This window comes from Microvirga puerhi, from assembly GCF_020089865.1.
In the GTDB taxonomy this organism is placed as follows: domain Bacteria; phylum Pseudomonadota; class Alphaproteobacteria; order Rhizobiales; family Beijerinckiaceae; genus Microvirga; species Microvirga puerhi.
Map to the genome: position 1 here is coordinate 82,354 of NZ_JAIRBM010000001.1, position 20,904 is coordinate 103,257.

Annotated in this window: 20 protein-coding genes; 15 read left to right on the plus strand and 5 right to left on the minus strand. The window is 64.1% G+C overall.

What is annotated here, in order from left to right; translation table 11 throughout:
- The first annotated feature begins 265 nt into the window (after positions 1-265).
- Positions 266-541 (plus strand): hypothetical protein, encoded by a 276-nt coding sequence (locus K9B37_RS00435; protein ID WP_224310827.1) that lies wholly within the window; start codon positions 266-268, stop codon positions 539-541.
- Between the two features lie 447 nt (positions 542-988).
- Here the strand turns inward: K9B37_RS00435 and K9B37_RS00440 are convergent, their stop codons facing one another.
- A complete protein-coding gene (locus tag K9B37_RS00440; RefSeq protein WP_224310828.1) occupies positions 989-1,150 on the minus strand; it encodes a hypothetical protein in 162 nt (53 codons plus the stop codon).
- Positions 1,151-1,287: 137 nt separating this feature from the next.
- Positions 1,288-1,599: a hypothetical protein gene (locus tag K9B37_RS00445; protein WP_224311206.1), complete on the minus strand. Its 312-nt coding sequence runs from the start codon at positions 1,597-1,599 to the stop codon at positions 1,288-1,290.
- Between K9B37_RS00445 and aspS the strand changes: the two genes are divergently transcribed.
- Genes aspS through K9B37_RS00460 form a run of 3 tightly spaced genes read left to right on the plus strand, consistent with a single transcriptional unit; the run spans position 1,501 to position 5,293 of the window.
- Positions 1,501-3,309: an aspartate--tRNA ligase gene (aspS, locus tag K9B37_RS00450; protein ID WP_224311179.1), complete on the plus strand. Its 1,809-nt coding sequence runs from the start codon at positions 1,501-1,503 to the stop codon at positions 3,307-3,309. The two genes, K9B37_RS00445 and aspS, sit on opposite strands and share 99 nt — an antisense overlap.
- Positions 3,306-4,199 (plus strand): glycosyltransferase family 2 protein, encoded by an 894-nt coding sequence (locus K9B37_RS00455; RefSeq protein WP_224310829.1) that lies wholly within the window; start codon positions 3,306-3,308, stop codon positions 4,197-4,199. Before aspS ends, K9B37_RS00455 begins: the two co-directional genes overlap by 4 nt.
- Positions 4,196-5,293 (plus strand): acyltransferase family protein, encoded by a 1,098-nt coding sequence (locus K9B37_RS00460; RefSeq protein ID WP_224310830.1) that lies wholly within the window; start codon positions 4,196-4,198, stop codon positions 5,291-5,293. Before K9B37_RS00455 ends, K9B37_RS00460 begins: the two co-directional genes overlap by 4 nt.
- Here the strand turns inward: K9B37_RS00460 and K9B37_RS00465 are convergent.
- The gene (locus K9B37_RS00465) at positions 5,265-5,885 is read right to left on the minus strand and encodes a CatB-related O-acetyltransferase (protein ID WP_224310831.1); all 621 of its coding nucleotides are present in this window, start codon (positions 5,883-5,885) and stop codon (positions 5,265-5,267) included. The two genes, K9B37_RS00460 and K9B37_RS00465, sit on opposite strands and share 29 nt — an antisense overlap.
- Before the next feature lie 102 nt (positions 5,886-5,987).
- On the opposite strand from K9B37_RS00465, the gene K9B37_RS00470 reads away from it, so the two are divergent.
- Positions 5,988-8,288: an NADP-dependent malic enzyme gene (locus K9B37_RS00470; RefSeq protein WP_224310832.1), complete on the plus strand. Its 2,301-nt coding sequence runs from the start codon at positions 5,988-5,990 to the stop codon at positions 8,286-8,288.
- Between the two features lie 80 nt (positions 8,289-8,368).
- Here the strand turns inward: K9B37_RS00470 and K9B37_RS00475 are convergent, their stop codons facing one another.
- Both K9B37_RS00475 and erpA read right to left on the minus strand, forming a co-directional pair.
- A complete protein-coding gene (locus K9B37_RS00475) occupies positions 8,369-10,240 on the minus strand; it encodes an aq_1923 C-terminal domain (RefSeq protein WP_224310833.1) in 1,872 nt (623 codons plus the stop codon).
- An 87-nt stretch (positions 10,241-10,327) separates the two neighbouring features.
- Positions 10,328-10,654, minus strand: coding sequence for an iron-sulfur cluster insertion protein ErpA (erpA, locus tag K9B37_RS00480; RefSeq protein WP_224310834.1), 327 nt, complete (start codon positions 10,652-10,654; stop codon positions 10,328-10,330).
- A 94-nt stretch (positions 10,655-10,748) separates the two neighbouring features.
- On the opposite strand from erpA, the gene K9B37_RS00485 reads away from it, so the two are divergent.
- From K9B37_RS00485 to tatC, 10 genes are all read left to right on the plus strand, one after another.
- The gene (locus K9B37_RS00485; protein WP_224310835.1) at positions 10,749-11,957 is read left to right on the plus strand and encodes a deoxyguanosinetriphosphate triphosphohydrolase; all 1,209 of its coding nucleotides are present in this window, start codon (positions 10,749-10,751) and stop codon (positions 11,955-11,957) included.
- 81 nt (positions 11,958-12,038) lie between these two features.
- A complete protein-coding gene (argS, locus tag K9B37_RS00490) occupies positions 12,039-13,799 on the plus strand; it encodes an arginine--tRNA ligase (RefSeq protein ID WP_224310836.1) in 1,761 nt (586 codons plus the stop codon).
- A 119-nt stretch (positions 13,800-13,918) separates the two neighbouring features.
- Positions 13,919-15,286, plus strand: a complete 1,368-nt coding sequence (locus K9B37_RS00495; RefSeq protein ID WP_224310837.1) for an SPOR domain-containing protein — start codon at positions 13,919-13,921, stop codon at positions 15,284-15,286.
- A 78-nt stretch (positions 15,287-15,364) separates the two neighbouring features.
- A complete protein-coding gene (nagZ, locus tag K9B37_RS00500) occupies positions 15,365-16,384 on the plus strand; it encodes a beta-N-acetylhexosaminidase (protein WP_224310838.1) in 1,020 nt (339 codons plus the stop codon).
- 39 nt (positions 16,385-16,423) lie between these two features.
- Positions 16,424-17,224, plus strand: a complete 801-nt coding sequence (locus K9B37_RS00505; protein ID WP_224310839.1) for a segregation and condensation protein A — start codon at positions 16,424-16,426, stop codon at positions 17,222-17,224.
- 1 nt (position 17,225) lies between these two features.
- Complete coding sequence (gene scpB, locus K9B37_RS00510; RefSeq protein ID WP_224310840.1) at positions 17,226-17,945, plus strand: SMC-Scp complex subunit ScpB; 720 nt, start codon at positions 17,226-17,228, stop codon at positions 17,943-17,945.
- A complete protein-coding gene (locus tag K9B37_RS00515; RefSeq protein WP_224310841.1) occupies positions 17,942-19,063 on the plus strand; it encodes an ABC transporter ATP-binding protein in 1,122 nt (373 codons plus the stop codon). The genes scpB and K9B37_RS00515 overlap by 4 nt, the downstream gene beginning before the upstream one ends.
- A 57-nt stretch (positions 19,064-19,120) precedes the next feature.
- Entirely contained in the window at positions 19,121-19,369 is a 249-nt protein-coding gene (locus K9B37_RS00520; protein WP_224310842.1) for a twin-arginine translocase TatA/TatE family subunit, read from the plus strand.
- Positions 19,370-19,444: 75 nt separating this feature from the next.
- Positions 19,445-20,023, plus strand: a complete 579-nt coding sequence (gene tatB, locus K9B37_RS00525) for a Sec-independent protein translocase protein TatB (protein ID WP_224310843.1) — start codon at positions 19,445-19,447, stop codon at positions 20,021-20,023.
- Entirely contained in the window at positions 20,020-20,820 is an 801-nt protein-coding gene (gene tatC / locus K9B37_RS00530; RefSeq protein ID WP_224310844.1) for a twin-arginine translocase subunit TatC, read from the plus strand. The genes tatB and tatC overlap by 4 nt, the downstream gene beginning before the upstream one ends.
- The last annotated feature ends 84 nt before the right edge of the window (positions 20,821-20,904 follow it).

The window sequence follows — 20,904 nt, forward strand, 5'->3', positions numbered from 1 at the left end:
GAAGATGCCACTCGCATTAGTGCTGCCAGCAATCGTCAGTTCCGCGAAAAGCTATGCGTCTATGCAAGACAGGTACCGCTTCGTGTGCGGACAAGCACGCGCCTGACGGAAGTTGCATGCAAAATCGCAAATTCCATTTGCTTCGTTTAGGCCAGGATTGTTCGGAGATAAACCGTTGGTTGGTAGACTGTTATATTATAGCGAGTTGGAATGTCGGAGCTTTACGACCTGAGGGGGCGTCAAAGCTTTTCCGGAGGACCACAAGATGACGACAGAGATTTCCGAACTGCGATTGGACGATCTGGAGCTGGTGTCGGGCGGGATGTACATTCCATGGGATGTCTATGTTTCCGTCGGGATGGGCGGCTCGCTGAGCTCTGGCGGATCGGCTGGCGCGCCGACCGGCATCGGAGCAGGCGGTGTCATACACAACACACCGACGGGCGCGCCGCCTAGAACGGTCGTGAATCCTGTGATTCAGCGCTACGCGAGAATCATCCGGGGCGGAAAGTCTGCGTGGGATATCGTGACTGAGCCGTAGGCGTTAACGGAAGGGCTGGGATCGCGCTCTGTGGCGATCCCAGCCGACTTGGAAGATCGGCTTCGGTCGCCTGACCGCCTCTTTCGAAGGCTACGATTTTTTGCTTCCGCTTTCGGTTTGAAGGAAGAGCGTCAAGTCGCCGCTCAAGGCCTGCGCTGGTCCCGGTCGATCGAAGACCACGGCGGCTTGGCTGAAGGATCTGTTGTGTCTCTTTGATACCGTCCCAAAACGGTTGTGCATTTCGAGGCATTCATGTCGGCGGTGCGCTGGTCTTGTCCACCTCATGGTGCCTAAGCAGGAATTCGTCTGAATTCATCGCGCCCTAAAAATTCAAATGAAGAGACGGCCGCCAGCAAACGGCCGTCTCCCTCTGGAAGGGCATATTGTTGCCGCCGGCAAGCGCCCGATGCTTATTCCGGCGGTCTTGATCTCGCGTAAGGCCAGCTCTTATCGATGCTGTCCTTCATATTCGTTGACCTTCCGGCCTCCGGCGACCCAGCCAAGCTCCTCGTCGTCCAGAACGACCGGCACGCCCGCGTCCTGCTCGTCGATACGGCTCGTCATCTGGGAGGTTTCGAGATGCTCTGCGTCCAATTTGATCTCAGACATGACTGACCCCTTGATCCTTATCGTCTGCAATCACCTCGACGAGTCGCGCCGTCGAGGAGGCTCCGAGCAGAGAGCTGCGGAGTAATGTTACTTTATATCAGACAATGATCTGGTCAAACAACTTGAGGATGTGGGGATCAAAGCAGACCTTCGACCTTCAGCCGCAGGGCAGGGTATCGTTGCGGCCTGTTGCCTGGAACGCCATCGATGACGGCGCCAGGACGAGCGCCTGCGAGAGGCCGTGATCCCTCGGGAGCCGGCCATTCCGCCTTGACATCCTCGTGCGCCCATGAATGGTGCGCCTTTCGTCCGAACAGTCTCCTTTCATGCAGGCTTCCATGTCCGCCTCTCTGCACCGCTACCGTTCCCATACCCTCGGCGCCCTGCGCGAAGCCGACGTCGGCCAGACGGCCCGTTTGTCCGGCTGGTGCCACCGCATCCGCGACCATGGGGGCGTGCTCTTCCTCGACCTGCGCGATCATTACGGCATGACCCAATGCGTCATCGATCCGGATTCGCCGGCTTTCAAGCTGGCTGAGACGGTCCGGTCCGAATGGGTCGTCCGGGTGGACGGCAAGGTCCGCAAGCGCCCGGCGGGCACGGAGAATCCGGAGCTGCCCACCGGAATGGTCGAGGTCTACATCACCGACATGGAGGTTCTGGGCCCCGCGGACGAGTTGCCGATGCCCGTGTTCGGCGATCAGGAGTACCCGGAGGAAACCCGGCTCAAGTACCGCTATCTCGACCTGCGCCGTGAGAAGCTGCACAACAACATCATGAAGCGCGGCGCGATCATCGACTCGCTCCGCCGCCGCATGAAGGAGAGCGCGTTCTTCGAGTTCACGACGCCCATCCTCACGGCCTCCTCGCCGGAGGGCGCGCGCGACTTCCTCGTTCCCTCGCGCATCCATCCCGGCCACTTCTATGCGCTGCCGCAGGCACCGCAGCAGTACAAGCAGCTGATCATGATCTCCGGCTTCGACCGGTATTTCCAGATCGCGCCCTGCTTCCGCGACGAGGATCCGCGCGCCGACCGCCTGCCGGGCGAGTTCTACCAGCTCGACGTGGAGATGAGCTTCGTCACGCAGGAAGACGTGTTCCGCACCATGGAGCCGGTGGTCCGCGACACCTTCAAGGAATTCGCCGACGGCAAGCCGGTGACGGAGGTCTTCCCGCGTATTCCCTATTCCGAAGCCATGCTCAAGTACGGCTCCGACAAGCCGGACCTGCGCAACCCTCTCGTGATCGCCGACGTGTCGGAGGTGTTCACCCGCGATGACGTGACGTTCAACGCCTTCAAGAACGTCATCAAGTCGGGCGGTGTGGTCCGCGCAATCCCGGCGCCCGGCGCCGCTTCGCAACCGCGTTCGTTCTTCGACAAGCTCAACGACTGGGCGCGCTCGGAAGGCGCGCCCGGCCTCGGCTACATTGTGTTCGAGGAAGAGGGCGGCCAGATTACCGGCAAGGGGCCGATCGCCAAGTTCATTCCGGACGCGGCTCAGGCGGTCATTCGTGAGAAGACGGGCCTGAAGGCGGGCGATGCGGTGTTCTTCTCGGCCGGTGTCGAGGACAAGGCGGCCGGCCTCGCCGGCAAGGCGCGCGTGCGCATCGGCGACGAATTGGGTATCGGCGACAAGGACCAGTTCGCCTTCGCGTGGATCGTCGACTTCCCGCAATACGAGTGGAACGAGGACGAGAAGCGGATCGACTTCTCCCACAACCCGTTCTCCATGGGCAACATGGACCACGACGCCTTCATGGCGCTCGACCCGAACGACAAGGACAAGATCCTCAAGATCACGGCCTTCCAGTACGACATGGTCTGCAACGGCTACGAGATGGCCTCCGGCTCTATCCGCAACCATCGGCCTGACCGGATGGTGAAGGCGTTCGAGATCGCCGGCTATGGCGAACAGGAAATCATGAACCGCTTCGGCGGCATGTATCGCGCGTTCCAGTATGGTGCGCCGCCCCACGGCGGCATGGCGGCGGGCATCGACCGCATCGTGATGCTGCTCTGCGGCGCGCAGAATCTGCGCGAGATCACGCTGTTCCCAATGAACCAGAAGGCCGAGGACTTGCTGCTCGGCGCGCCGACCGAACCGGCACCGAAGCAGTTGCGTGAACTCCACATCCGCCTGAACCTGCCGGAGAAATGAGCCGCAGGCCTCCGGACGGGGAAGCGCCCGTGGTCACCGCCATCGTCGTGGCTTTCGACAGCGCCCATGCGCTGCCGGATTGCCTCGACGCATTACGGGGTGAGGGGATTGCGACCATCGTCGTCGACAACGCCTCGACCGACGACAGCGCTGCCCTTTCCGAACGGCGAGGCGCACGGGTGATCCGCAACGGTCGGAACGAGGGTTACGGTCGCGCCAACAACACCGGCGTACGCGCGGCCGACACGGAATTCGTGCTCATCGTCAATCCCGATGTGATCGTCCAGAAAGGCGCCGTCGCAGCCCTCGTAGATGCGGCTCAGCGCTATCCCGATGCCGGTTTCTTCGCGCCGCAGATCGTCGAGCCGAGCGGGCGGGTGTTCTTTCAGCCACGATCGCTCCTGGCGAAGCATCTCACCAATCCCGGCGGCAAGTTGGTCCTGCCCGAAGGTGAAGCCTGCGCGCCGTTCTTCTCGGGCGCCTGCTTCCTCATGCGCCGCTCCTTCTTCCTCGATCTCGGCGGCTTCGACGAAAAGATCTTCCTGTTCTACGAGGACGACGATCTCTGCCGGCGGATCGCCGATACCGGCGCGGCACTCATCTACGTACCTCAGGCGCGCGTCGGCCACGGACGGGGCCGTTCCAGCGGGCCGAAGCCGGGCCTCGTCTTCAAGTCCCGCTGGCATCAGGCGTGGTCTCGCGCCTATGTGAGCCGCAAATACGGGCTGCCGGATCCGGCGCCGTCCATGTTCGCCGTCAACGCCCTCAAGACGCTCGCGGCAGGATTGTCGTTCCGGCGCAGCCTGATCGAACGCTATGGCGGTTCGGCGGCCGGCGCCCTGGCCTTCCTGCGTGGGCGAAGCGCTTTGCGGCAGGAGGGATTGTCATGAGGCCATTCTCTCTCGTCATCGCTGCGCCCACCGTGTCGACCGCCATGGGCCAGGAGCGGAACAATTTCACGCTGATCCGGCTGCTCCTGGCGCTGGCCGTGGTCGTGTCCCACGCCTTCAGCGTCACCACCGGCGAAGTCATGGACGAGCCCCTCGCTGGCTGGACGGGCTTTACGCTGGGCGAGCACGCAGTGAACGGCTTCTTCGCGATCTCCGGTTTCCTCGTCACCATGAGCTTCGACCGGCGCGGCTGGCGCGACTATGTCATTGCCCGGACGCTGCGCATCGCGCCGGGCCTCATCGTGGCGACGCTTGCGGTCGCGCTTCTGCTCGGCGGTGCCATGACGCGTCTGCCGCTGATGGATTATCTGACGAGCGATGCACTGCGGCGCTTCATCGTCGCGACGCTGACGAGCTTCAAGAGCAACATCGCGCTTCCCGGCGTGTTCGACGGCAATCCGTTCCGGTTTCCCATGGGGACGGTGTGGACCCTGAAATATGAAGTCCTGTGCTATGTTGGCGTGCTGGCCCTTGGCTTCATCGGCCTTCTCCGCTTCCGGCCTGCAGCGTTCGCCCTCGTAGCGGGTCTGGCCGTGGCGCTGCTTGCCCTCGATCTGTTCCGGCCCGACGCTCCGAAGGGGCTGGAGACGGCGCTGCGCCTGCCGCTGATCTTCGCGTTCGGCGGTGCCCTCTATGTCTGGCGCAACCGCGCCCGCCTGTCCGGAATCCTACTTCTAGGGCTCGTGCTCGCCACGGGCCTCGCCCACGGAACGTTTCTCTACAAGGCGCTGCTCTTCGTCACGTCGGCCTATGGGGTCATCTGGCTGGCCCTCGCGCCGGTCGTGACACGCCGGACCTGGGAACCGGAAGCCGATCTGTCCTACGGGACTTATCTCTACGGCTGGCCGGCGCAACAGGCGCTCCACACGCTTTTCCCGGCCACCGCCGCGATCGTGCTCCTCGGCCCCTCGCTCGTCGCGGCGCTCGTCGTCGCGGCACTGTCCTGGTACGGCATCGAGAAACCGGCGCTCGCCATCAAGGCGAAGGCGCTCGGCCGGCGCACGATCAAGACGATTGAGCCCGCAGCACCTTGACGGCCGCAATCAGCTCGCGGAGCCGGTCGCTCTGAAGGAGCGGGATGAGGACCGCGATCTTTTCCCGCGGCAATTCCCACCAGGCTGATTCCAGGAGGCCCTGGATCGTCGCCTCGTCGAAGCGGTAGCGGATGACTTTCGCGGGATTGCCGCCGACGATGGCGTAGGGCGGAACGTCCTTCGTGACCACTGCATGGGCGGCGATCACCGCCCCATGACCGATGGTGATGCCGGACAGAATGATCGCGCCCGATCCCAGCCACACATCGTTGCCGATGGTCACGTCCCCCCGGGAAGTATGGTAATCTTCCGTATGCGGAGCCGTGGGCCACAATTCCCGCAGGGCCGAGAACGGATAGGTCGTCGTCCAGTCGGTGCGGTGATTGCCGCCGAGCAGGATCTCGACCTTGTCGGCAAAGGAGCAGTAGCGGCCGATGGTCAGCTTCTTGCCTGATTCCGGGAACCGGACCTTCGGTCGGCCGTAGGAGAACTCGCCGACATCGTATCCATACCGGTCCACGAGCCGTGCGAGATGGAGCTTCGTCTGGTTGTGCGGATTGCGCCAGTTCTTGAGGCGATGACGCAGTCTCATCTGCATTGCTCATCTGCGGATAAGAGCGTTGACGCGGACAGGCAAGGCGAGCACAAGTGCGCCCACTTGAAACGATGCGCGTTGGCGTAAGGAGCGTAAGGGATGGCTGACAACATCTCGCAGGATCTGAAATCGGGAGCGATCTTCTATCACCGCTACCCGCGTCCGGGAAAGCTCGAGATCCAGCCCACCAAGCCGCTCGGCAACCAGCGCGACCTCGCGCTCGCCTATTCCCCAGGCGTGGCCGCGCCTTGCGAGGCGATCGCGGCCGATCCGTCGGAGGCCGCCAACCTCACATCGCGCCAGAATCTCGTCGCCGTCATCTCCAATGGCACGGCCGTTCTCGGCCTCGGCGACATCGGCCCGCTGGCCTCGAAGCCGGTCATGGAGGGCAAGGCCGTCCTGTTCAAGAAATTCTCCGGCATCGACGTCTTCGACATCGAAGTGGCCGAGAAGAATGTGGACAAGCTCGTCGAGGTGATCGCCGCGCTGGAGCCGACCTTCGGCGGCATCAACCTGGAGGACATCAAGGCGCCCGAATGCTTCGAGGTGGAGGAGCGGCTCAAGAGCCGCATGGGCATTCCGGTCTTCCACGACGACCAGCATGGCACGGCTATCATCGTCGCCGCCGCGGTGACGAATGCCCTCGAACTCGCGGACAAGCGCATCGAGGACGTGAAGATCGTCACGTCCGGCGCCGGCGCCGCCGCGCTCGCCTGTCTCAACCTTCTCGTGTCCCTGGGCGCGAAGCGTGAGAACATCTGGGTTACGGATATCGAGGGCGTCGTCCACGACGGTCGTAATGAGCTCATGGATCGATGGAAGTCGGTCTATGCGCAAAAGACCGATGCCCGCACGCTGGCTGATGTGATTCCGGACGCGGACATCTTCCTCGGCCTTTCGGCCGGCGGCGTGCTCAAGCCCGCCCTTCTGGAGAAGATGGCGCCGCGTCCGCTGATTCTGGCCCTGGCGAACCCTTATCCGGAAATCATGCCGGAGGAGGCGGAGGCTGCGCGGCCCGACGCCATGATCTGCACGGGCCGGTCCGACTATCCGAACCAGGTCAATAACGTCCTGTGCTTCCCCTACATCTTCCGGGGCGCTCTCGACGTCGGGGCGACCACCATCAACGAGGCGATGAAGGCGGCGGCCGTCACGGCCATCGCAGGTCTTGCCCGCGAGGCACCGTCCGAGGTTGTCGCGCGCGCCTATGGCGGTGAGGCCCATCCCTTCGGCCGCAAGTCACTGATCCCGAGCCCCTTCGATCCGCGCCTGATCCTGCGCATCGCGCCTGCCGTCGCGCTGGCTGCGATGGAGAGCGGGGTCGCGACACGGCCTCTGGCCGATATCGAGGCCTATGCGGATTCGCTCACCCGCTTCGTCTTCCGTTCCGGCTTCATCATGAAGCCGCTCTTCTCCCAGGCGAAGGAGAACCCGAAACGGGTCATCTATGCCGAGGGCGAGGACGAGCGGGTTCTGCGGGCGGTCCAGGTGATCGTGGAGGAGGGCATCGCCAAGCCGATCCTGATCGGCCGCCCCAACGTCGTCGAGACGCGCATCAAGCGCTTCGGCCTGTCGATGGAGATCGGCCGCCACTTCGATCTCGTGAACCCGGAAGACGATCCGCGCTATCGCGACTACGTCGCCACTTACGTGGAATCGGCCGGTCGTAAGGGCATCACGCCGGATGCCGCCAAGACCCTGGTGCGCACCAATTCGACGGTGATCGGGGCGCTGGCCGTGAAGCGAGGGGATGCGGATGCGCTGATCTGCGGCCTGGAGGGCCGGTTCCAGTCGCGCCTCAAGCATATCAAGGACATCATCGGGTTCGCGCCGGGTGCTCACGAAATGGCGGGCCTGTCCCTGGTCATCACGTCCAAAGGCGCCTTCTTCCTCGCCGACACTCATGTCCAGTTCAATCCGAACGCGGAGGAGATCGCCGACATGACGATCGCCTGCGCGAGCCACGTGCGCCGCTTCGGCCTCGAGCCGAAGATCGCGCTCGTTTCGCATTCCGACTTCGGGTCCGCCGATACGCCCTCCGCGCTGAAGATGCGCAAGGCGCTGGAGATGATCCAGGAGCGGGCTCCCGATCTCGAGGTCGACGGAGAGATGCAGGCGGACGCGGCGCTCTCGGACATGATCCGCGAGCGGGTCTATCCGGGTTCACGTCTCAAGGGCGAGGCCAACGTGCTGGTCATGCCGAATCTGGATGCCGCGAACATCGCCTTCCAGTTCACCAAGATGCTGGCGGATTCGTTGCCCGTCGGTCCGATCCTGATCGGCCCTGCCAAGCCCGCCCACATCCTGACGCCGTCCGTGACGGCCCGCGGCATCGTCAATCTGACGGCCATCGCCGTGGTCGAGGCCCAGGCGGCGGAAACGCAGCCGACGATGATCTGAGGGACCGGATACCGGTCTTTCCGATATGACGAACATCGTCATTCCGGGCGCCGCTCCGCGGTCCCGGAATGATTGCGGCATCACTCTGCCGTAGCGCTGATGTCGAGCTTCTCGATCACGGCGGACGGGTCCGCGGCGGTGATGAGGTCGGCGACGCCGAGGCCCGCCGGATCCTTGGCCTTCGCATTCACCACGAGCCGTCCGGGCTTGGCGATGAAGCGCGCAATGGCCTGGCTGAGCGTCTTGGCTCCTCCCGAACTGCCGAGCATCGAGGGTATCACCACAGCGGTTCCGGCGGCGAAGGTTCTGCGCAGCGATTCCGGTGTGGTCTTCTGTTCCTTGGCCGTCTTGTTCAGATAGCGCTCGAACAGGCCGCCGTTCTCGACCACGAGATTGAGGGTCTTTGCCCGTGCGCCGATCAGCGCGACGGTGGCAAGCGCGGTGTCCGGGTTGAACACGTCCTGGCTCACGTCGCCCAAGAGACCGGTCAGCGAGATCCGGCCCATGTCCTTCCCCTCGACGGAGACCTCTTTGAGGTTCAGCTCCTGCGTCCCCGCGTTCCAGCCTGCGGCGACGAGCATGGACATGTCGACCGCCTTGTAGCCCAGGCTCGTCAGGCTCTGGATGCCTTCGTCCTTGCTGTTCTCCGGCACGGCCATCGCGAAGTTCCGAATGCTGACGCGGAGATTGGTGGGGATCGCGCTCACCGGTTGATCCGCCGTTACCTCGAAGCTCTTGAGGCTCGCCTTCACCCGGTCCGGTGCGTCGGCATTCGGCTTCGCGTTCGGCATGTCGATATCGATACCCTCGACGGTCATGGTGCCGAGTTTCGGCATGAGCCCGCGAAGGGTCGTGGCATCGAGTTCCTTGAGGCGCTTGTCGCCCAGGGTTTTCAGACCCTCGATCGTCGACGCGAAGGAGAAGCCGGTGAAGGCGATCGTGCCGATCGCCATGCGTCCGTCTTCCGTTCGGATGTCCACGCCCTCGACGCGGGCATCGGCGGGTTGGGTGCCTTTTGCGCCCGTATAGGCCATGCGCCGGATCGACGCCGTATCCTGCCCCTTCGCCTCGTCCGGGCGGAACTTCACCGTCATGTCACGGGCTTCCATGAAGCCGATGCCGAACGCTCCGAAGACATCCGCGAAGGTGGTCAGGAGGCGCTTCTGTTCGTCCTCCGAGAGGTCCCTGCGGTCGGCCAGCTCGGTGAAAACCGACATGGAGCCGGACCACGAATCCGCGGTCGGACGGGCCATGAAATCACGCCCGACCATGTGGGGAATGGCGACATTGGTCCCGTTCTGGTCGTCCACGAAGTTCACGTCGTCGATGGAGAAGGAGCCATAAAGGCGCGTGAGCGGAGCAGCCGGATTCTCCGCCTTGGCCTCGAAGAGGTTGGCGATGCCCGGGCCATCCACATCGGAAATCGCCATGCGGCCGTAGCTCACGGTCGTCCGGCGCTTGCCGTCCGAAACCTCGGCTCCGGCGGTGGCGGCGACGGCTTCGGCGATGTGTCCGGCGCGAATGTTCGTCAGGGCCAGGTCACGGTAGGTCGTCACCTGGGTCTTCGATCCGAAGATCTGCTCGACCTTGAGCTCGGGGATCGTGACCTGCGCCGCATTGATGCGGGACAGGCGCGCCGCCCAGGGGTCGCTGGTCTGGGCGGCGAACAGGGCCTCGATTTCCGCCCGCGACGTGGTCACGCCGTCGAAACGGATGGTCTTGGCCTCATAGGAGGCCGAGCCGAAGGTCATCCGGACATTGTCGAGGCTGAAGGTTGCGGGCGACTGCGCGAAGGCGAGGCTCCAGAGCGGCGCCCGTACGGCTTCTACGGAGACTTGCGAGGTCGGCGTGGCGGCGACCAGATTGCGCAGGACGGCCGGTTCCATCTGGAGACCGATGGCGCCTGCCGCGAGCGCCAGGGCCCCGATGCTCGAACGATAAACAAAACCCATGGTGGTCCCCGAAAATGCGACAGCAACCCGCTGATCCCGGGCCGACTGGCCCAGGCCGAAAGAGGATACGGGATCGGTTGAGAAACCTTAAAGGGAAAACGACGTGCCGCAGCCGCAGGACGCAGTGGCGTGCGGGTTTTCGATCTTGAAGGACTGGCCGATGAGATCGTCCACGAAGTCGATGACCGATCCGTCCATGTACTGGATCGAGACCTGGTCCACCAGAACGGCCGCGCCGTCCCGCTCCACCAGCAGATCGTCATCCTGGCGGCGTGTTTCCACGTCGAAGGCGTATTGGAACCCCGAACAACCCCCTCCGTTGACGCTGATTCTGAGCATCGAACCGACCGGTTCGGCTGCCATGATCTCGTTGATGCGGCGCGCAGCGCTGGAAGTGAGGGTAATCTCGGCCATTCGTGAATCCAGTTCGTCGAAGAACGTAACCTTGGACAACATCTATAGAGCAAGGTAAGTGCCCGCTGACAATGCTTCAACCCGGGGAAGACGCGTGCGGCCCTTTGGCGAGAGATGGCGAGCGCCCTATGCCTGCGACCCGCAGTCCAGCCGCGGCCGCCTTTACCCGGAGCCGATCTCGCCCACGCGCAGCGACTTCCAGCGCGACCGCGACCGGATCATCCATTCCACCGCCTTTCGGCGCCTCAAGCACAAGACTCAGGTTTTCGTCTATCATGAGGGCGATCATTACCGGACGCGCCTGACCCACACGATCGAGGTCAGCCAGATCGCCCGGGCGCTGGCCCGGTCCTTGGGCCTCGATGAGGATCTCGCGGAGGCCCTGGCGCTCTCCCATGACCTGGGACACACGCCTTTCGGCCATACGGGCGAGGACGTCCTCGATGCCTGTATGGCGGAATTCGGCGGCTTCGACCACAATGCGCAGGCCCTGCGGATCGTCACCCGCCTGGAACGCCGCTATGCGGCCTATGACGGGCTGAACCTGGCATGGGAAACGCTGGAAGGCTTGGTCAAGCACAACGGCCCGTTGCTTGATGCCACTGGGAGGCCCACCCTGCGCTACGCCGAGCGCGGCGTGCCTCTCGCGATCCTCGAATACAACGTCATTCAGGACATGGACCTTGCGACCCATGCGGGCGGGGAGGCCCAGGCGGCCGCCATCGCGGACGACATCGCCTACAATTCCCACGACATCGACGATGGTCTGAGAGCTGGGCTGTTCCAGATCGAGGAGTTGCGGGAGGTCCCGTTCCTCGACGGCCTCCTGCGCGAGATCGACGAGCAGTATCCCCATCTCGAACTGTCCCGGCGCATCCACGAGCTGACGCGGCGCGTCATCACCCGTTTCGTGGAGGACGTGGTGCGGGATGCGGAGAGGCGACTCGAAGCGCTCGATCCCAAGAGCGCAGACGAGATCCGGCAGGCGCCCGGGCCCGTGATCGGTTTCTCGAAGGCGATGCAGGACGCGGATGCCGCGATCAAACGGTTCCTCTATGCCCATATGTATCGGCACCCGTCCGTCATGGGCGTGCGCCGCCAGGCCGACGACATCGTCCGCGACCTGTTCGGGCGGTTCAAGGCCGCGCCCGACACGATGCCCGAGGAGTGGCGGGCCGGGCTCACCCGGGACGATGAGGCCCGTCTTGCGCGCCGGGTTGCCGATTACATTGCGGGCATGACCGACGGATATGCGATCCTCGAGCACCGACGTCTGTTTGACGTGACCCCGGAGTTGCGCTAGCGCACGATCCAGTTTGCCGACCGCGCTCTTGAAGCGCGCCAAAGCTTTCCAGGGCCGTTCGCCCGATCGAGACAGAGTACCATGAACATCTTCGGACTGTTTGAGCAGCGGGTAGCGAATGCGCTTGGCCGTTTGGCCGAGGCGGGAAAGATCCCTTCGGGCCTCGACGCGAGCCGCGTCGTCGTGGAGCCGCCGCGGGATCCTTCCCACGGGGACCTTGCCACCAACGCCGCCATGGTGCTCGCCAAGGAGGCGCGCATGAACCCGCGCGCGCTGGCCGATCTCATCGTTGCCGAACTCCGTGAGGACCCGCAGGTCGCCAAGGGCGAGGTGGCCGGGCCGGGCTTCATCAACCTCAAGCTCGTGCCCGAGGCGCTGTATGACGTTCTTCGTGCTGCCATCACGGAGGGCGAGGCGTTCGGACGAAGCGGGCGTGGTGCCGGCATTGCGGTCAACGTGGAATATGTCTCCGCGAATCCGACCGGTCCGATGCATGTGGGCCATGGCCGCGGTGCGGTTTTCGGCGATGCCCTTGCAGCCCTGCTCGGCTTTGCCGGCCACGCGGTGGCGCGCGAATACTACATCAACGATGCGGGCGCCCAGGTCGATGTGTTGGCCCGGTCTGCCTATCTCCGCTACCGGGAGGCCCTGGGCGCGGATATCGGGACCATTCCCGAGGGGCTCTATCCCGGCGATTACCTCAAGCCGGTAGGTGAGGCCCTCGCGCGGACGCATGGAAAAAGCCTCCTCGACAAATCCGAGGCCGAGTGGCTGCCGCTCGTCCGGGAAGTGTCCATCAACACGATGATGGACATGATCCGTGAGGATCTTGCCGCCCTGAACATCCATCACGACGTGTTCTTCTCCGAGCGGTCCCTGCAGCAGGACAATGGCGGCGAGGTTGCCAAGACCATTGCCGAGCTTCAGGAGCGGGGTCTCGTCTATATGGGCCGGCTGCCGCCGCCCAAGGGCCAGAAGGACGAGGACTGGGAGGACCGGGAGCAGTTGCTGTTCCGGGCGACCGAATTCGGGGACGAGGTCGATCGACCGCTCCTGAAATCGGACGGCTCCTTCACCTATTTCGCCTCCGACATCGCATACCACCGATCCAAGTTCGAGCGTGGCTTCGCTTCGATGATCGACGTCTGGGGCGCCGACCATGGCGGCTACGTCAAGCGCATGCAGGCGGCGGTGAAGGCCGTCACCGGCGGCAAGGGCGATCTCGACGTGAAGCTCTGCCAGCTGGTCCGCCTGTTGCGCGGCGGCGAGCCGGTCAAAATGTCCAAGCGGGCCGGGGACTTCGTCACGCTGCGTGATGTGGTGGATGAAGTCGGGCGCGACGCTGTCCGCTTCATGATGCTCTTCCGCAAGAACGACGCGACTCTGGATTTCGATCTGGCCAAGGTCGTCGAGCAGTCCAAGGACAATCCGGTCTTCTACGTTCAATATGCTCACGCTCGCTGCGCGTCCGTGTTCCGGCAGGCTCGCGAGGCCTTTCCGAGCCAGGACTTTTCGACGCAGGCGCTTGCGGAAGCCGATCTTTCTCTGCTTCAAGACGAGGCGGAGATGGATCTTATCCACCGGATCGCGCAGTTCCCGCGGATGGTCGAAGCGGCGGCTGAAGCTCATGAGCCTCACCGAGTCGCATTCTACCTGTATGACGTGGCCAGCGCCTTCCATAGTTTGTGGAACAAAGGGAAAGACTTGCCTCAATTACGCTTTGTTAATCAAACTGATAAAGATTCAACTCAAGCGAGGCTCGCGCTTGTTCATGCTCTCAAGGGAGTTTTGGCTGCCGGGCTTGCAATTTTGGGCGTTACGGCTCCCGACGAGATGCGTTGATGTTCTGAGGCGGGATATCCGTTTCCGAGCGCTCGTCCGAGGTTCCCTAACGTTGTGCCGATGCGGGCGATGGGCGTCCGCGTCGTAGTACCCGGAGGTCCGGCGCGATGAGCGAATCAATGAAGCCCCGTTTTGCGGTCGATCTGAACGAGATCGAACGGCAAATCGCCCAGGCGCAGAGCGCCCCCGCGCAGCCCGCCGCGTCCGGCGGCCGCAACGATCCGCTGGCGGAACTGGCCCGCATCGTGGGCCAGGACGATCCCTTCCAGTCTCTCCTGGCGAACGAAGCGACCCAGCGGGCCCGTCCGGCAGGTGCTCATTCCATGGATGATCTGTTCGCGGTTTCGCCGCAGGCCGCCCCGGTGGCACGCGCACCTCAGCAGGATCATGGCGATCTCGGCGGGTTCGATCATACAGCCTACGATACGCGCAGCTATGCGCAGCCCGCCTCTCAGGCCTATGGCCACCAGGCGCCGGAAGCCTATGCAGACGATTCTTACGGGCAGCAGGCCTATTACGAGGGTCAGGAAGCGCCCCAGGGCTACGAGAACGACACTTACGAAGCCTATGAGAAGCCCCGTTCGCGCAAGGGCCTGATCGCTATCGGAGCGGTCCTGGGCGCGGCCGTGATCGGAGGCGGTGCCGCATTCTTCATGGGCGGCGCCCACTCGGCCATCGGTGGCGGCGAGCCGCCGTTGATCAAGGCGACGAACGAGCCGATCAAGGTCCAGCCGCAGAACCCCGGCGGCGTGGAAATCCCCAACCAGAACAAACAGATCTACGAGCGCTCTAACCAGAACGCCGAGACCAAGGTGGTGACCCGCACCGAGCAGCCCGTCGACGTCAATCAGGCCGTTCGGATGAACGCCGCCACGGAGGCGACCGGCGCAACTTCGGGCGCACCGGCCAACGGGCTCAATCTCGGTGAGCCGCGAAAGGTTCGGACCGTGACGATCCGACCGGACGGGTCCTCCGCCCAGTCTGATGGGGGCGCCGCCAAGCCGACGGCCGTCGCTTCGGCTCCTCCGGCAATGACCATGCCGGCGGCCGCTCAGCCCCAGCCAGCAGCGGTGCAGCCCAAGCCGGCCCCTGCGACGCCAGCTGCCTCGACGCCTAAGCCTGCTCCCGTTGCCGAGGTACCGAGCGATGCGGTGGCACAGCCGAAGGCGCAGCCGCAGAGGGTGGCCTCGGCCCAGCCGACCCCGGTTGCTCCCGCTCCCGCGGCGCCGGCTGAAACCGCGTCCACAGGCGGCTTTGCTGTCCAGCTCGGCCTCGCCAATTCGGAGGCTGCCGCTCAGAAAGTCCTCATTGGCTTCCAGAAGAAGTATCCGGACCTGGAAGGGCAGCCCGCGCTGATCCGCAAGGCCGAAGTTAATGGCAACACCATCTTCCGCGTCCGCGTCGGCCCCATGGCGCGGGACGAGGCCTCCACTCTGTGCTCAAAGGTACAGGGGCAGGGCGGCCAGTGCTTTGTGGCGAAGAACTGACGATCGAGATTATCCTCCCGCAACGTTATGCGGCGGGAGGTCCTTGACCCTGCAAGGCAGGGGACGTAAGGCGCGGGGATGATGACCCGCGCCTTTATTGCTGGCTGCTCCGGCACCTCCGTGACTCCCGACGAGGCCGCCTTCTTTCGCGAAGCGGCTCCGTGGGGATTCATCCTCTTCAAGCGCAACGTGGAAAGCCCCGCTCAGGTCAAGGCTCTGTGCGACGCGCTTCGGGAGACGGTCGGGCGGAGCGATGCCCCGATCCTGATCGATCAGGAGGGCGGGCGCGTGCAACGGCTTGGCCCGCCGCATTGGCCCAAATATCCTGCCGGCAGGACCTATGGGCAGATTCATGCCAACGACCCTCTGGTACGACGCGAGATTACCCGTCTCGGCGCCCGACTGATCGCCCACGACCTCCGTGCCGTGGGCATTACGGTCGATTGCCTGCCTGTCCTGGATGTGCCGACCTCCGGCGCTCACGACGTCATCGGTGACCGGGCCTATGGGCGGACGCCCGAGCAGGTTGCCGTCCTGGGGCGTGCGGCCGCGGAAGGGCTCCTGGCCGGAAGCGTCCTGCCCGTGATCAAGCATATGCCCGGCCATGGGCGGGCAGGGGCGGACAGTCATCTCGCCCTGCCGGTGGTCGAAGCTTCCCGCGACGAGCTGGAATGGCACGATTTCGTCCCTTTCCGGATCCTGTCCGATATGCCGCTCGCCATGACGGCTCACGTGGTCTACACGGCTCTCGATCCGGACAACCCGGCCACGACCTCGGCCATCGTCATGTCGGAGATCATCCGCGGTCATCTTGGCTATGACGGTCTCGTCATGACGGACGATCTATCGATGCAGGCCCTGTCCGGGTCCTATCGCGAGCGGACCGAGAGGGCCTTTGCGGCGGGCTGCGACATGGCGCTCCACTGCAACGGCAAGATGGAGGAAATGGCGGCCGTGGCCGAGGCTACTCCGCTGCTCGAGGGGGATGCCCTGCGGCGAGCGGATGCCGCTCTTCGCCGCATCGCCCATGAGGCCGAGCCTTTCGATCCTGTGGATGCCCGCGCAAGGCTTGACGCCGCCCTTGCGATGGTTGCCTAAGCGGTCAATGCTGCGAATTGGTCGCGTAGAGTATTATTGATGGCAGAAGCCTTACCCTTCGAGGATGTCGCTCCCGTGGAGCGGGCCGAGAGCGAGCCCGCCCTTCACGTCGACGTGGACGGATTCGAGGGGCCGCTCGATCTCCTGCTCGAGCTTGCGCGCCGTCAGAAAGTGGATCTCCACAAGATTTCGATCTTGGCGCTCGCCGAGCAATACATCACCTTCATCGAGGAGGCGCGTCGCATGCGCCTCGAACTGGCGGCGGACTATCTCGTCATGGCGGCCTGGCTCGCCTACCTCAAGTCCCGCCTGCTCCTGCCCGAGCCGCCGAAGGGGGAGGAGCCGAGCGCCGAAGATCTGGCGACGGCCCTCGCCCTGCGCCTGCGCCGTCTGGAAGCGATCCGCGAAGCGGCCAAGAAGCTCGGCGAACGCGATTGGCTCGGTCGCGAAGTGTTTGCCCGCGGCGCGCCGGAACCCGTCATGATCCGCCGCGACGCCCATTATGAGGCGAGCCTGTACGATCTGCTCAAGGCCTATGCACGCCAGCGGCAAATCAAGCTCAATGCCAAGGTTTCCCTTCATAAGCGCAACGTCTGGTCACTGGTGGATGCGCGCGACGCCCTCGAGCGCCTCGTCGGTCATCTGAGCGACTGGACCACCCTGGATACCTATCTGATGCAGTATATGGTCGAGCCTTCCATGCGCCCGACCGTGCTGGCCTCCGCTCTCTCGGCGACCCTGGAAATGGTTCGCGAAGGCAAGCTCACCGTCCGTCAGGACGAAGCCTTCGCGCCGGTCTGGGTCAAGCCGATCAGGGACACTGCGGAGGCGGGAGCCTGACATGGACGATACCGAAGATACTGTCGACGAGACCCCGGAGGTCTCGAAGGACGATGTCCCATCCGTCCCGGATCATCGGGAGGCGACGCGCATTGCGGAGGCGCTGCTGTTCGCATCTGCCGCGCCGCTGAGCGTTGACGATCTCGCAGGAAGGCTGCCCGAAGGAGCCGATGTCGGCGCGATCCTCGAAGACCTGATGGCCCTTTATGCCGATCGGGGCGTTCATCTCGTCCGCGTGGCCGGGCGCTTCGCTTTCCGCACCGCCAGTGATCTCGCCTTCGTACTCGCCCGCAACGTGGTCGAGCAGCGCAAGCTGTCCCGTGCCGCCATGGAGACGCTGGCAATCGTCGCCTATCACCAGCCGGTGACGCGGGCGGAGATCGAAGAGATCCGCGGCGTCGCGACCTCCAAGGGGACTCTCGATACGCTTCTCGAAACGGGCTGGATCCGCCTGAGGGGCCGTCGCAAGGCGCCCGGGCGCCCGGTCACCTATGGAACGACGCCTCATTTCCTGGAGCATTTCGGCCTCGATGCGATCGAGGACCTTCCGGGCCTCGAAGAGCTCAAGGGCGCCGGCTTCCTCGAGGGCAGGGTGCCGCCGGACCTCTCGGTTCCGGTGCCGTCCGACGACCAGGCCCTGCGGGAGGACGAGGATCCCCTCGATCACGACGAGCTTTTTCAGCCGCTCTCCATCGATGAGGGTGGGACCGGCGGCGAATGATGCAGAAGCGTGCTCAGGTGCGGGACCGGTTCCGTCTGCCCCTCTGGGGCCAGCGCGGAACGGCCGGCGCCTCGATTCCAGCCCAGCTTGCCTTCGAGAACATCGTCCAGAGCTATGGCGACATGCGGGCCCTCGATGGGGTGTCCCTGACGGTCGAGCCGGGAGAACTCGTCTGTCTTCTCGGCCATTCCGGCTGCGGCAAGACCACTTTGCTGCGCATTGCGGCCGGGGTCGAAACCCCGACCTCCGGCCGTGTCCTGATGGACGGCCGCGAGGTGAGCGGCCCCGATGCCTATGTCGAACCAGAGCGGCGCGGCATCGGGCTGATGTTCCAGGATTATGCGCTGTTTCCCCACATGACGATCCTACAGAACGTCATGTTCGGCCTGCGGGGCCTCTCGGCATCCGAAGCCAATGTCGCGGCACACCGGGCCCTTTCCCGCGTTGGGCTCGACCATTATGCGGACGAGTTCCCGCATACCCTTTCGGGCGGCGAGCAACAGCGGGTGGCGCTGGCGCGCTCCATCGCGCCTCGTCCAGGGGTTCTCCTCATGGACGAGCCCTTCTCGAACCTCGACCGTCGCATGCGCGATGCGATCCGTGACGAGACCGTTGCAATCCTGCGCGAGACGGGCGCCACCACCATCGTCGTTACCCACGACCCTGAGGAGGCGATGCGCATTGCCGATCGGATCGTGCTCATGCGGGCCGGCGCCGTGATCCAGGAGGGAACCTCCGAGGAGATCTACAAGCATCCGGTCAGCCTTTTTGCCGCACGCTTCTTCTGTGATTTCAACGAGATTCCGGGCGTGGTAAGAGGGGGGCAGGCATCTTGTCCGGTCGGCGTCTTCCCGGCGCCCGGTCTTTCCGATGGTCCGGCGGTGATTTGCGTGCGGCCCCAGGGGCTTCGCCTCAAGCCACCCGGCTTCTGTCTTCCGGGGCGTGTGGCGTCGCGACGCTTCCTCGGAGAGGTCGATATGATTCATATCGATGTTCAGGGCGTCGATAGGCCTCTGCAGGCTCGCATTCACGATTCCGTTCCCGTTAAGGAAGGACAGGATGTGGGAATCGAGATCGATCCGAAGGATGTCCTTGTTTTCGCCGCCTCCGATCCCTAGGTTGGCGGCACGTTTCAGTTGAGGAGCCGCGCCCGGAAGAGGCGCAGGAGGATTGCCATGGGTGGCGCGAGTATCTGGCATTGGATCGTCGTGGGTCTGATCGTCGTCCTGTTGTTCGGACGCGGCAAGATTTCCGACATGATGGGCGACGTGGCGAAGGGCATCAAAGCCTTCAAGAAGGGCATGGCCGAGGACGACACCGCCTCCAAGCCCGTCGAGCCGACGGAGCCTGTCCGGACCATCGACCATCAGGCGGCGGCGCCGACTGCCACCACTACGGCCACGACCAACAACAAGGTTGGCTGAGCGCCGAATAGAGCTTTCCGCGAGGCGCGTGCCTCGCGGTGACGAGTAGCGTCCAGGCAGGGTTGGGTCCGCGCCATGTTTGACATGAGCTGGGGTGAGGTGATGGTCATTGGCGCCGTGGCGCTGATCGTCATCGGTCCGAAGGATCTCCCGCGGGCGCTGCGCACCGTCGGGCAGGTGACGGGAAAACTTCGCCGGATGGCGGCGGAGTTCCAGGGCCAGTTCCAGGAGGCCATGCGCGAGGCGGATCTCGACGATGCCAAGCGTCAGTTGCAGGGCATCAACGATTCGGTGACGTCCATGAACGGGAACTTCAACCCGATACAGACGATCCGGGACGAGTTGAAGGGCGCCATCGAGACTCCTGCCACCCCTGGCGCCAGCCCCGCTTCTCCGCCAGCTTCCCAGGAGCCGAGCCCGACAGCTGCCGTCTCGGAAGCCATGGCCCAAGGTCGCGGAGAGGCGAATCCGCCGGCGCCTGTCGATCCGCTCGCTGCTCTTCCCATCCCTTCCGCTCCGCCTATCGTCGATCCGGCGGAATCCATCGCCACCGTCCTGAAGCAAGAAGCCGAAGCCAACGCAGGAGCGGCCCAGCCGCCCTCGACCGCTCCGGCTGCGCCGGCGACAGACAAACCTGACGCGAAATCCGAATGACGACCGCCGAAGAGGACGAGGTCGAGGCGTCGCGCGCGCCCCTGATCGAGCATCTGATCGAGTTGCGCGCCCGCCTGATCAAGGCGCTCGTCGCTTTTGTGCTGATGTTCTTCATCTGCTTCGCAGGGGCGAGATACATCTACAACGCCCTCGTTTGGCCCTATGTGATCGCCGTCGGCTCGCCGGAGAAGGCGCACCTCGTCTATACGCACGGCCTGGAATTCCTTTTCACGCAGATCCAGGTGGCAGCCTTCGGAGCGGGCTTCCTGGCTTTCCCCGTCATCGCGATCCAGATCTACAAGTTCGTCGCGCCCGGCCTCTACAAGAACGAGCGTAAGGCTTTCGTGCCTTATCTGTTCGCGACGCCGATCCTCTTCGCCATCGGTGCGGCGGTCGTGTACTTCATCGCGATGCCGCTGCTCATGCGCTTCTCGGTTGGAATGCAGCAGCTGGCCACCGCTAACTCGCCGAGCATCGAGTTCCTGCCCAAGGTGAGCGAATATCTCTCGCTGATCATGACCCTGATCTTCGCCTTCGGGATCTGTTTCCAGCTGCCCGTGGTGCTCACGCTCCTGGCCCGGGCCGGATTGATCGACTCGGACTTCCTCAAGAGCAAGCGCCGTTACGCCATCGTCGTGGTGTTCATCCTAGCCGCTGTCCTGACGCCGCCGGACGTGATCAGCCAGTTCGCCCTTGCGGTCCCCACCTTGCTTCTTTACGAGGCGTCCATCTTCTCCGTCCGCTGGGTGGAGAAGCAGCGTGCGGAAGCCGAGGCCGCACGCGCGGCTGCCGGATAGGTCTTGTTCCTTCCCGTCGGCCGCCACCCTTGGCATTCTGAACAGGGCGGCCGATTCCAAGATGGGCCACCTCTCGCAGCACGG

What these genes read in the sequence shown, in the direction of transcription:
- K9B37_RS00470 (WP_224310832.1), top strand. Translation starts at nt 5,988, where the DNA reads ATGGCTGACAACATCTCGCAGGATCTGAAATCGGGAGCGATCTTCTAT.
- K9B37_RS00455 (WP_224310829.1), top strand. Translation starts at nt 3,306, where the DNA reads ATGAGCCGCAGGCCTCCGGACGGGGAAGCGCCCGTGGTCACCGCCATC.
- argS (WP_224310836.1), top strand. Translation starts at nt 12,039, where the DNA reads ATGAACATCTTCGGACTGTTTGAGCAGCGGGTAGCGAATGCGCTTGGC.
- K9B37_RS00515 (WP_224310841.1), top strand. Translation starts at nt 17,942, where the DNA reads ATGATGCAGAAGCGTGCTCAGGTGCGGGACCGGTTCCGTCTGCCCCTC.
- K9B37_RS00435 (WP_224310827.1), top strand. Translation starts at nt 266, where the DNA reads ATGACGACAGAGATTTCCGAACTGCGATTGGACGATCTGGAGCTGGTG.
- K9B37_RS00440 (WP_224310828.1), bottom strand. Translation starts at nt 1,150, where the DNA reads ATGTCTGAGATCAAATTGGACGCAGAGCATCTCGAAACCTCCCAGATG.
- tatC (WP_224310844.1), top strand. Translation starts at nt 20,020, where the DNA reads ATGACGACCGCCGAAGAGGACGAGGTCGAGGCGTCGCGCGCGCCCCTG.
- K9B37_RS00495 (WP_224310837.1), top strand. Translation starts at nt 13,919, where the DNA reads ATGAAGCCCCGTTTTGCGGTCGATCTGAACGAGATCGAACGGCAAATC.
- K9B37_RS00520 (WP_224310842.1), top strand. Translation starts at nt 19,121, where the DNA reads ATGGGTGGCGCGAGTATCTGGCATTGGATCGTCGTGGGTCTGATCGTC.
- K9B37_RS00445 (WP_224311206.1), bottom strand. Translation starts at nt 1,599, where the DNA reads ATGGTCGCGGATGCGGTGGCACCAGCCGGACAAACGGGCCGTCTGGCC.
- K9B37_RS00475 (WP_224310833.1), bottom strand. Translation starts at nt 10,240, where the DNA reads ATGGGTTTTGTTTATCGTTCGAGCATCGGGGCCCTGGCGCTCGCGGCA.
- tatB (WP_224310843.1), top strand. Translation starts at nt 19,445, where the DNA reads ATGTTTGACATGAGCTGGGGTGAGGTGATGGTCATTGGCGCCGTGGCG.
- scpB (WP_224310840.1), top strand. Translation starts at nt 17,226, where the DNA reads ATGGACGATACCGAAGATACTGTCGACGAGACCCCGGAGGTCTCGAAG.
- K9B37_RS00460 (WP_224310830.1), top strand. Translation starts at nt 4,196, where the DNA reads ATGAGGCCATTCTCTCTCGTCATCGCTGCGCCCACCGTGTCGACCGCC.
- nagZ (WP_224310838.1), top strand. Translation starts at nt 15,365, where the DNA reads ATGATGACCCGCGCCTTTATTGCTGGCTGCTCCGGCACCTCCGTGACT.
- K9B37_RS00465 (WP_224310831.1), bottom strand. Translation starts at nt 5,885, where the DNA reads ATGAGACTGCGTCATCGCCTCAAGAACTGGCGCAATCCGCACAACCAG.
- K9B37_RS00505 (WP_224310839.1), top strand. Translation starts at nt 16,424, where the DNA reads ATGGCAGAAGCCTTACCCTTCGAGGATGTCGCTCCCGTGGAGCGGGCC.
- erpA (WP_224310834.1), bottom strand. Translation starts at nt 10,654, where the DNA reads ATGGCCGAGATTACCCTCACTTCCAGCGCTGCGCGCCGCATCAACGAG.